The organism is Streptomyces sp. NPDC043896 (genome assembly GCF_056435605.1).
Map to the genome: position 1 here is coordinate 1 of NZ_JBWKEE010000054.1, position 9,498 is coordinate 9,498.

Sequence of the window (9,498 nt, forward strand, 5' to 3'; positions counted from 1 at the left end):
GAAGTGGCTGCACACCTACAATCACCACCGCGGACACACCGCGCTCGCAGGCAAACCACCCGCCAGCCGCGTCCCCAACCTCACTGGGCAATACAGCTAGCCCGTACCGGCGGGCGGTTGGCCCGTTCCCGGCGCAGGTGCGCGCCCCCGACCCCCGTGACGGGGGCGTGCGCCTGCGTCCGTCCGGGCCCGGCCGACTCCGGCCGGAGCGGCCCGGCCCGCGTCAGAGGCCGCGGGCGGTGATGTCGCCGTGGGCCGTGGTGGCGCGGATCGTCAGCGCGGCGTCCGCGCCGGCGGAGTTGTTCAGCGAGTTGTCGATGCGCCCGTACCCGGTGCCCGCGTCCAGGGAGGCGGAGACGCCGTGGGCGGCCGCGATCTCGATGTCTCCGTGCTCGGTGCTCAGTACGACCGTGCCGCCGACGGCCTCGGCGACGCGGAGGTCGCCCTTCTGGGTGCGGATCTCCGCCGGGCCGCCGAGCCTGACGACCGAGACGTCGCCGGACCCGAGGGTCAGACGGGCACTGCCGGTCTCGTCGAGCTCCACCGTGGCCCGGGCGCTCTCGAAGGCGACGTCGCCGAGGCGGCCGGTGCTCCGCAGCTCCGCGTCGGCCGCCTTCACCTCGACGTGCGAGCCGGCGGGCAGGCGGACGGTCACGTCGAGCCGTCCCGAGGAGCCGAGGAGCCGCCTCTTCGAGGCGGGGGCCTGGATGCGCAGGACGCCGTCCGCGTAGGCGACTTCGGTCTCCTCCACGGCCTGCACGTCGCGGCTGCTGGAGGCGTCGGCGGGCAGGACCTCGACGGTGGTGTCGGTCCGGTCGGTGGCGACGAAACCGATCCGGGCCGCGGGGACGTCCAGGACGGCCGAGACCGGGGCCGGCGTACCGAATTTCCGCATCGTGCTCTCCCACTTTTCCTTGTTTTCCGGACCGGAGCGCGCGAACCGCCCCGTCGACCGGAGTTCCCCCAGGCGTCACCCGCCGTCGGCGGCGCGCCAGAACGGTCATTACGCTATCCGCGCTCCGACCGCCTGATCAGGGCCGTGCGCGCCAGGCGGGGGACCGGGCGCGCCACCGGGGGACTTTCCGCGCCGTGTTGGGGTCGTCCCGTGCCGGACCACGGTAGTGATCTTGCGGTCGGTTCTCGTCTATGCTCGGCGCCCGTGGTCTCACACGCACATCAGGGGACGACGTCCTCGGCCCTCACCCGTCTCAACGTCGACGCCGCGCGCAGGCTCGGCATATCCGGGAGCGGGTACGCGCACCTGCTCGGCACGGCACCGGAGCACCTCCACGACGACCTGTGCCGGCCGCCCACGCTCACCAGCATCCGCATCGCGGAGCTGATGACCGTGCACGCCCCCTGGCCCGAAGTGGCGTTGCTGATGACCGAGGGGTCGGAGATCGGCTCCCTGGGCGTCTGGGACTACCTGATCACCTGCGCGCCCACTCCGCTGGAGGGGATCCGGGACGCCGCCGCCCACCTGGGCGCCCTGCTCGACGCCGGCACGGACAGCCTGCGGATCACGGAGGACGGCGGGAATGTCTCCATCAGCCACCTCAACGGGGCCGATCTGACGTACGAGGCCGCCTCCGCGGTCCGCGCCTGCGCGCTCGGCCTGATCCAGCGGCGGCTGAGCCACACCGCCCGGCGTCCCCTGGTCCCCGTCCGCGTGACCCTGGCCAGTGCGGCTCCCGCCGACCACGGCCCCCTCGTCGAGCTGTACGGCACGCGCGCCATCGACTTCGAGGCACCGCTCGCCTCGATCACCTTCCGGGCCGGCGTCCTCAAGGCGCCCGCCCCGCACGCCCAGCCGGGCCTGTCGGCGGTGCTGCGCAGGCACGCCGAACAGTCGCTCGCCTCGTCGGTGCCGCTCCACGACTGGCTGGACCTCTTCCGCACCGCCCTGGAGTCGGCCGCGGGCACCGCCCCGCCGACGCTGCCCGCGGTGGCCCTGCGCATGAACGTCAGCGCCCGGACCCTCCAGCGCCGGCTGGAGGAGCACGGCACGACGTGGAGCGGCGAGGTCGAGGCCCTGCGCCGGACCCGCGTCACCGGGCTCCTCCGCGACACCGGCCTCGGCATCGACGCGATCGCCGCCCGCACCGGGTACGCCGACGCCCGCGCCCTGCGGCGCGCCGTGAGGCGCTGGTACGGACAGACCCCGGCCACCCTGCGGGGCGGACGCCACCCGGCGGGTTCGGGCAGGTAGCGGTGCAGCCGCTGGTGGGGGAAGTGCGCCTGGGCCGCCATGGAGATGGAGTTCCGCACCGCGCCCCGCTGCCGCCACACGAGGTGCGCCGCGGCAGCACGGCCCCGGTGCGCGGCCTCGTGCCGCTCCATACGGTCGCCGAGTGGGCGAACGCGGAAGGCCCGGGCGGACGTGGTCCGGCCGGGCCCTTGACGGTGGAGCGGGTGTCCGCCGTGGCAGGGGTAGCAGGATTCGAACCTACGACATCTGGTTTTGGAGACCAGCGCTCTGACCAGCTGAGCTATACCCCTTCGGTGGGACACACCCTGCCATGAAGGGGCCGGGAGATCCAAACCGGTTTCCGCGCCGCCGGTGGCGGGAGGCGGGGGCGCGGAGGATCGTGGGCGGTGAGGGGGGGCGCGTTGTCCGGAGTGGAGGAGGCGTCGTGCGCCACCGTGCGGGCCGGCTGCTGCTGGGGCCCCTCCTCGTGCTGCTGCTCGTCGGCGTGGGGCCCGACGGGTCCGGGGAGACCGTGTCCCTCGACGGTGACCGGCCCGGGGAGCGGCTCGACGTGACCCTGACCCGGGTCGTCGACCCCGCGGGCGGTGCGGACGCCGGCCGGCTGGTGGCGGTGGAGCTGCGGCTGGAGAACACCGGGACGGTGCCGTACGAGGACTCCCCCGCGCCGGCGGCGCACCTGCTCGACTCCGAGGGGCGGCGGTTCACGGGGACGGGCACGGCGACCGGCGCCGGGCCGAGCCTGCCGGACACCGTCACCCTGGCCCCCGGGGACGCGGCCTCCGGGTTCGTGACCTTCCGGCTCCCCGAGGGCGCCCGGCTCGCCGCGGTGCAGTTCGCGCTGGACGCGGGGCTGGGCGACGACGTCGGGCACTGGAGCCTGTCCTGAGCCTGAGCCCTGCGACTCCCGGGGCCCAAGGGAACGGAATCAGCCGGAAGTTACCGCGACGCATGTAGTGACTTAGCCGACGTTCGCCAGTAGAACTTGTTCCCACTCCGTCGAGAGTGAGGAACGTCACATGAGTGACAAAAGCCTGCACGGCAAGGTGTCCAGGGGTGTTTCCCGCCGTGGATTCATCACTGGAACCAGTTCTATTCTCGGAGCGATGGCGCTGTCGGTCAACGCCGTCCCGGCCCATGCCGAACCGGCCACTGCCACCCCCGCGAACGTGCCGATCGAGTCCGGGGCCCGCGTCCCGGTCCTCGTCATCGGCACCGGCTACGGCGGCTCCGTCGCCGCGCTGCGGCTCGCCCAGGCCGGCGTCCCGGTGCACATGGCCGAGATGGGCATGGCCTGGGACACCCCCGGCAGCGACGGCAAGATCTTCGCCAACACCACCAGGCCCGACTACCGCTCGTACTGGCTGCGCACCAGGACCAAGGCTCCGCTCAGCAACTTCCTCGGCTTCCCCATCGACAAGGACGTCCCCCGGTACACGGGCATCCTCGACGCCGAGGAGATGGGCGGGATCACCGTCTACCAGGGCCGCGGTGTCGGCGGCGGCTCCCTCGTCAACGGCGGCATGGCCGTGACCCCCAAGCGGCAGAACTTCGCCGCGATCCTGCCCTCGGTGGACGCCGAGGAGATGTACCGCACCTACTACCCGCGGGCCAACGCCGGGCTCGGGGTGGGCCTGATCGACCCGGCCTGGTTCGAGACGGTGGACTGCTACCAGTACGCCCGCGTCGGCCGCAAGCACGCCCAGCGCTCCGGCTTCCCCTTCGTCTTCGTCCCCGACGTCTACGACTGGGACTACATGAAGCAGGAGGTGGCCGGCACCGTCCCCAAGTCCGCGGTCGACGGGGAGATCCTCTACGGCAACAACGCGGGCAAGAAGTCCCTCCAGCAGACCTACCTGGCCGCCGCCCGGGCGACCGGCCGGGTCTCGGTCTCGCCCCTGCACCGGGTCACCACCGTCTCCCCCTCGGACGGTGGCGGCTACGCGGTCGTGATGGAGCAGCTCGCCACCAACGGGGACGTCGTCGCCACCAAGACCGTCACCGCCGACCGGGTGTTCTTCGCGGCCGGCAGCGTCGGGACCAGCAAGCTGCTGGTCCGGCTGAAGGCCACGGGCGCCCTGCCGAACCTCAACGACGAGGTGGGCAGGGGCTGGGGCGACAACGGCAACGTCATGTGCGGCCGCGCCAACCACATGTGGGACCCCACCGGGAAGGTGCAGGCCTCCATCCCCTGCGGCGGCATCGACAACTGGGACGCGGGCGGCGCCTTCGCCGAGGTGGCCCCGCTGCCGACGGGGATCGAGACCTACGCGTCGTTCTACCTCTCCATCACCAAGAACCCGAACCGGGCGCGGTTCTCCTGGAACGCGGCGGCGGGGAAGGTCGAGCTGAACTGGCAGACGGCGTGGAAGCAGCCGTCCATCGACATGGCGAAGACCATCTTCGACAGGATCAACGCCAAGGAGGGGACGATCTACCGCACCGACCTCTTCGGCACCAACAAGGTCTGGGGCGACCACCTCACCTACCACCCCCTGGGCGGCGCGGTCCTGGACAGGGCCACGGACAACTACGGCCGGCTGCACGGGCACCCGGGCCTGTACGTCATCGACGGAGCGCTGATCCCCGGCAACACCAGCGTCAACCCGTTCGTGACCATCACGGCCCTCGCCGAGCGCAACATCGAGAAGATCATCGCCACCGACCTCTGAGCGGGCCGGTCCCCGGGGCCGTCCGGATCCTCCGGGCGGCCCCGGGCCGTGCGGCGGCGGCCGGGGCTCACGGTTCAGCTGCCCGGCAGCACGCAGACGCCGTCGAGGCCGAGGACGTGGTTGAGCCGGCCGAAGGCCAGCCAGGAGCCGATGCTCATGCTCAGCTCCACGATCTCCAGCTGGCTGTAGTGCGCGGTCATCCGCGCCCAGAACTCCTCGTCCAGGTTGTGGTGGTCGAGGGCGTAGCGCTCGGCGTACTCGGCGGCGAGGCGGGTGCGGTCGTCGAACGCCTTCGTGGTGCGCCAGTCGGTCACGGCGTCGGCGAACTCCTCCTCGACCCTCTCCCCGTCCCGGTCGGTGCGCCAGTCCAGGCAGAAGACGCACCCGTTGATCTGCGCGATGCGCAGCCGGGCGGCCTCGAACTCGCGCAGGCCCAGGGTGGTGTGGGCGTACACGGACAGCGAGAAGTTGGCGGCGGCCATGCCGATGCCGGGGACCATGTCCCCCCACACGTACTCGATGGGGTGCTGACCGTCGGGGATGTCGATCCTCATGGCTGCTTCCTTCCGAGTTTGCCGACTGCGGGCCGCAGCGGGACGTCCAGGGCGTCGTAGAGTCCGGGTTCCGCTGCCACGAGCCAGTCGATGGCCCCCACCAGCCGTCCGACGGCGGTGGCGTTCCCGCCCGCGGAGCGGTTCTCCCCCTCGTCGGTGGCCTCGACGGTCACCTCGATGCGCGGGCGGCCCTCGATGACCACCCGGTGGGCTCCGGCGCCGCCGTCGGGCGGGACGGGCCAGTCGGGGGCGCAGGAGGCGTGGATGCGGGTGACGTGTTCGATGACGATGCGGGGCTCGCCTCCGACGATGCCCTGGACCTCGAAGCGGATGGCGCCCTGGGTGCCGGCCTCGAAGACGCCCATGGAGGGGGTGGTCACCGTGGTGTCGAGGGCGCGGCGCTCCGAGGTCTCGCGTATCGCGTCGAGTTCGGCGCCGAGGGCTCGGGCCATCATCCGGATCTGGCCGCCCCAGACCATGGTCGGGACCGAGGGCATGAGCATCATCGGCTCGTAGTCCATCGGGTGGCCCATGCCCACCAGGTGGCGTACGGAGTCCGGCTGGTCGTACGTGGAGTAGTCGAAGATCTCCTGGCAGCGGATGGCGTCCACCGTCGTGCCCAGGCCGCTGAGCAGCAGCGGGAGTACGTCGTTGCCCCAGCCGGGGTCGACGCCGGAGGCGAAGAGCGAGCCGCCGCCCTCGGCGATCGCGGCCAGCACCGGGTCGCGGAACTCGGGCGGGGCGCCGCGGTGGTCGTAGAGCGGGTAGAGGGCGGGGCTGACGACGGCCGCCCCGGCCGCGATGGCCCGGGTGATGTCGGCGAGGGCGTCGTCGGGGCGGACGTCGCCGGACGCCGCGTAGACGACGGCGGCCGGGCGGGCGGCGAGCACGGCCGCGATGTCGTCGGTCGCCGTCACCCCCAGCCGGCGGTCGAGGCCCGCGAGTTCACCGGCGTCGCGGCCGGTCTTCGCGGGGTCGTGGACGATGACTGCCGTGAGTTCGAGCGCCGGGTGGGCCTCGACGGCGCGGATCGCCGCGCGGCCGACGTTGCCGGTGCCCCAGACCACCGTGGGAATCATGCGCGGAGGGTAGCGAGGGGGCGTGGAGGTGCCCAGCGTCGTGAAGGAGGTTTTTCGGACGGTCCGCCGGCGGGCCGCCGCCGGTGACGAACACCCCCTTGACCCAGATGGTCCAGACCAATACGTTCCCGGGTGGGACGGGCGCCGCCGGTGCAGGGCCGCGTCCGTCCCCGCACGGCTCAGGAGCACCACTCCCCGCATCCGTAAAGGAAGCCCATGCGTCCCATGCGTCCCACGCGCCCCCTCCGCCGCAGTACGTTCGGCAGGCTGGCCGTCGCCGCCTGTTCCCTCTCCCTGCTGACCGCGTTCGCGCCCGCCGCGGCCGCCGGTACCGGGGACCGGGACATCGCGGCCGGGCAGGACCGCTCGTACCGCAAGGTCGGCTACTTCACCCAGTGGGGCGTCTACGGGCGCGACTTCCAGGTCCAGGACCTGGAGGCGAACGGCACGGCCGGCAAGCTCACCCACATCAACTACGCCTTCGGCAACATCGGCGCCGACGGCAAGTGCTTCACCGGCAACGTGCCCGGAGAGGCCGACGCCTGGGCCGACTACGGCCGCCCCCTGGACGCCGCGAACTCCGTGGACGGAGTCGCCGACACGGCGGACCAGCCCCTGGCCGGCAACTTCAACCAGCTGAAGGAGCTCAAGGCCAGGCACCCGGGCCTCAAGGTGCTGATCTCCCTCGGCGGCTGGAGCTGGTCCACCCACTTCTCGGACGCGGCCCTCACCCCCGCCTCCCGCAAGGCCCTCGTCCGCTCCTGCATCGACCTCTACCTCAAGGGGAACCTCCCGCAGGACGGCGCCCGCGGCGGGGCCGGGGCCGCCGCCGGGGTCTTCGACGGCATCGACCTGGACTGGGAGTGGCCCGGCTCGGAGGGCGACACCGACACGAAGTTCCGGCCGGAGGACAAGCGCAACTTCGCCGAGCTGGTGCGCGAGTTCCGCACCCAGCTCGACGCGTACGGGCGCGAGCGCGGGCGCGCGTACGAGCTGACGGCCTTCGTCCCGGCCGCACCCGCCAAGATCGACGCGGGCTTCGACGTCCGCCGGATCATGCGCGACCTCGACTTCGTCACGCTCCAGGGCTACGACTTCCACGTGTCCGGGGAAAGGACCACCGCGCAGCAGTCCGCGCTGTACGCCCGGGGCGACTTCAGCGTCGACGGCACGGTGGACTCCTGGCTGCGGCGCGGCGCGCCCGCGCGCAAGCTGGTCGTCGGCATGCCGTTCTACGGACAGGGCTGGACCGGGGTCACCGGCGGCGGCGACGGCATGGGCCGGCCGGCCACGGGGCCCGCGCCGGCCACCTGGGCGGCCGGGTACGAGGACTACAAGGAGCTGAAGAAGCTCGCCGCGTCCGGTGCCTTCCAGGTCCACCGCGACCGGCGCGGCGGCCACGCCTGGCTGTTCGACGGCACCACCCTGTGGACGTACGACGACCCGCAGGTGCTGCGCACGAAGGCCCGCTACGTCCGCGAACAGGGGCTGGGCGGGGCCATGTTCTGGTCCCTGGACGCCGACACCGCCGACGGCGAGCTGACCACCGCCGTCGACCAGGGCCTGCGCGGCCGCTGAACCGGCGCCGCCCCCGAACCGGCGCCGCCGGGCCGCGGAAAAACCATCCGGCCCGGCGGCGCCCCACCACGTACCCTCCCCGGCATGAGGAACTCGACGGTACGGGCGGTCAACCGGCTCACGGCTCGCTGGGCCGCCGTGGCCCCCGGCGGGGACGGCGGTACGGTCTTCACCGCCGCCGGGGTGTGGCCGCTGCTGGCCCTGGTGGCGGACGGAGCGGCGGGGCCGGCCCGCGCGGAACTGGCGGAGGCCCTCGGCATACCCGCCGGGGACGCGGCCGGCGCCACGCGGGAACTGATGGCCGCGCTGGCCGGCGTACGGGGCCTGCGGGCGGCGACGGGCCTGTGGAGCCGGGCCGGCCTCCCGCTGGAGGGGCCCTGGCTGGCCGCCCTCCCGGACGGCACGCGGGGCACGCTGACCGGCGACCCGGACGCCGACCGCAAGACCCTCGACGCGTGGGCCGCCGAGCGGACGGACGGCCTCATCGAGCGGATGCCGGTCACGCTGCCGGAGGGCCCGGACGCGGTCCGGCTCGTCCTGGCCTCCGCCCTCGCGCTGCGGCTGAAGTGGATCCGGCCGTTCACGGAGTGGCGCCAGGAGATGCACGAAGGCCCCTGGGCCGGCCGGTCCCTGACCATGCTGCACCGCTCCACCTCCCTGCCGGACCGGGCCGCGGTGGCCCACGGCCCCGCCGGTCCGGTCACCCTGCTGGAGGTCGTCGGGGACACCGGGGTCGACGTCCACCTCGTCCTGGGCGGGCCGGACGTTCCGCCCGGGGAGGTCCTGACCACCGGGATCGGCGCCGCCACCCGGGCCCGTCCGTCGACGCCCGCGAGCCTGCTCCCCGAGGGGAACCCCGGGCCGGGACTGACCGTCAGGACGGTGCCGTCGCTGTCGCCCCACCCCGTGCTCGGGGTCTCGACGCCGGCCTTCGAGGTGCGGGGAGAGCACGACCTGCTGGAGCACGCCGGGCTGTTCGGCCTGGAAGCCGCCGCGGACCGCGGCTCCGGCCACTTCCCCGGCATCAGCTCCGACCCCCTGGCCCTCGGCTCCGTCCGCCAGTCGGCGCTCGCGCGCTTCCACGCGGAGGGCTTCGAAGCGGCCGCGGTGACGGCGTTCGGTGCGGCGGGGAGCGGCATGCCCCGCTTCCCCTACCGGGTCCGCCGGGTGGACGTGTCCTTCCACCGCCCCTTCGGCTTCCTGGCCGTCCACCGCACCTCCCGCCTGGTGCTGGCGGCCGGCTGGGTCACGGACCCCCTCCCCTTCGAGGAGCCGGACCGGGAGGCCGAGGAAGCGGAGTTCTGGGAGGACCGGGACGACAGGCCCTAGCTGTATTGACCCGCAGGGTTGTTAACTCGGCTGATGGGCGGGTGGCCGCCCAGTGCGGTGTGGCAGCGGTGGTGGTTGTA

Annotated in this window: 8 protein-coding genes and 1 tRNA gene; 5 read left to right on the forward strand and 4 right to left on the reverse strand. The window is 73.3% G+C overall.

Going from position 1 to position 9,498, the window contains the following annotated elements:
- Window positions 1–223 precede the first annotated feature (223 nt).
- Window positions 224–895 (reverse strand): DUF4097 family beta strand repeat-containing protein, encoded by a 672-nt coding sequence (locus tag AC069X_RS37280; protein WP_478736041.1) that lies wholly within the window; start codon window positions 893–895, stop codon window positions 224–226.
- 264 nt (window positions 896–1,159) lie between these two features.
- Here AC069X_RS37280 and AC069X_RS37285 point away from each other — a divergent pair, with 264 nt between their 5' ends.
- Window positions 1,160–2,209, forward strand: a complete 1,050-nt coding sequence (locus AC069X_RS37285; RefSeq protein WP_478736043.1) for a helix-turn-helix domain-containing protein — start codon at window positions 1,160–1,162, stop codon at window positions 2,207–2,209.
- Window positions 2,210–2,422: 213 nt separating this feature from the next.
- Here AC069X_RS37285 and AC069X_RS37290 read toward each other — a convergent pair.
- Window positions 2,423–2,499 (reverse strand) — tRNA-Trp (locus tag AC069X_RS37290).
- 134 nt (window positions 2,500–2,633) lie between these two features.
- On the opposite strand from AC069X_RS37290, the gene AC069X_RS37295 reads away from it, so the two are divergent.
- Together AC069X_RS37295 and AC069X_RS37300 are read left to right on the forward strand one after the other, a co-directional pair.
- Window positions 2,634–3,095 (forward strand): DUF4352 domain-containing protein, encoded by a 462-nt coding sequence (locus AC069X_RS37295; RefSeq protein ID WP_478736045.1) that lies wholly within the window; start codon window positions 2,634–2,636, stop codon window positions 3,093–3,095.
- A 130-nt stretch (window positions 3,096–3,225) separates the two neighbouring features.
- On the forward strand, window positions 3,226–4,878 hold the full coding sequence (locus AC069X_RS37300; RefSeq protein WP_478736047.1) for a GMC oxidoreductase: 1,653 nt from the start codon (window positions 3,226–3,228) through the stop codon (window positions 4,876–4,878).
- 74 nt (window positions 4,879–4,952) lie between these two features.
- Here AC069X_RS37300 and AC069X_RS37305 read toward each other — a convergent pair whose 3' ends face one another.
- Window positions 4,953–5,432: a carboxymuconolactone decarboxylase family protein gene (locus AC069X_RS37305; RefSeq protein ID WP_478736049.1), complete on the reverse strand. Its 480-nt coding sequence runs from the start codon at window positions 5,430–5,432 to the stop codon at window positions 4,953–4,955.
- Entirely contained in the window at window positions 5,429–6,511 is a 1,083-nt protein-coding gene (locus AC069X_RS37310; protein WP_478736050.1) for an NAD(P)H-dependent amine dehydrogenase family protein, read from the reverse strand. The genes AC069X_RS37305 and AC069X_RS37310 overlap by 4 nt, the downstream gene beginning before the upstream one ends.
- A 225-nt stretch (window positions 6,512–6,736) precedes the next feature.
- Here AC069X_RS37310 and AC069X_RS37315 point away from each other — a divergent pair, with 225 nt between their 5' ends.
- Both AC069X_RS37315 and AC069X_RS37320 read left to right on the forward strand, forming a co-directional pair.
- The gene (locus AC069X_RS37315) at window positions 6,737–8,089 is read left to right on the forward strand and encodes a glycoside hydrolase family 18 protein (protein ID WP_478736052.1); all 1,353 of its coding nucleotides are present in this window, start codon (window positions 6,737–6,739) and stop codon (window positions 8,087–8,089) included.
- Window positions 8,090–8,173: 84 nt separating this feature from the next.
- Window positions 8,174–9,418, forward strand: a complete 1,245-nt coding sequence (locus tag AC069X_RS37320; RefSeq protein ID WP_478736054.1) for a serpin family protein — start codon at window positions 8,174–8,176, stop codon at window positions 9,416–9,418.
- The last annotated feature ends 80 nt before the right edge of the window (window positions 9,419–9,498 follow it).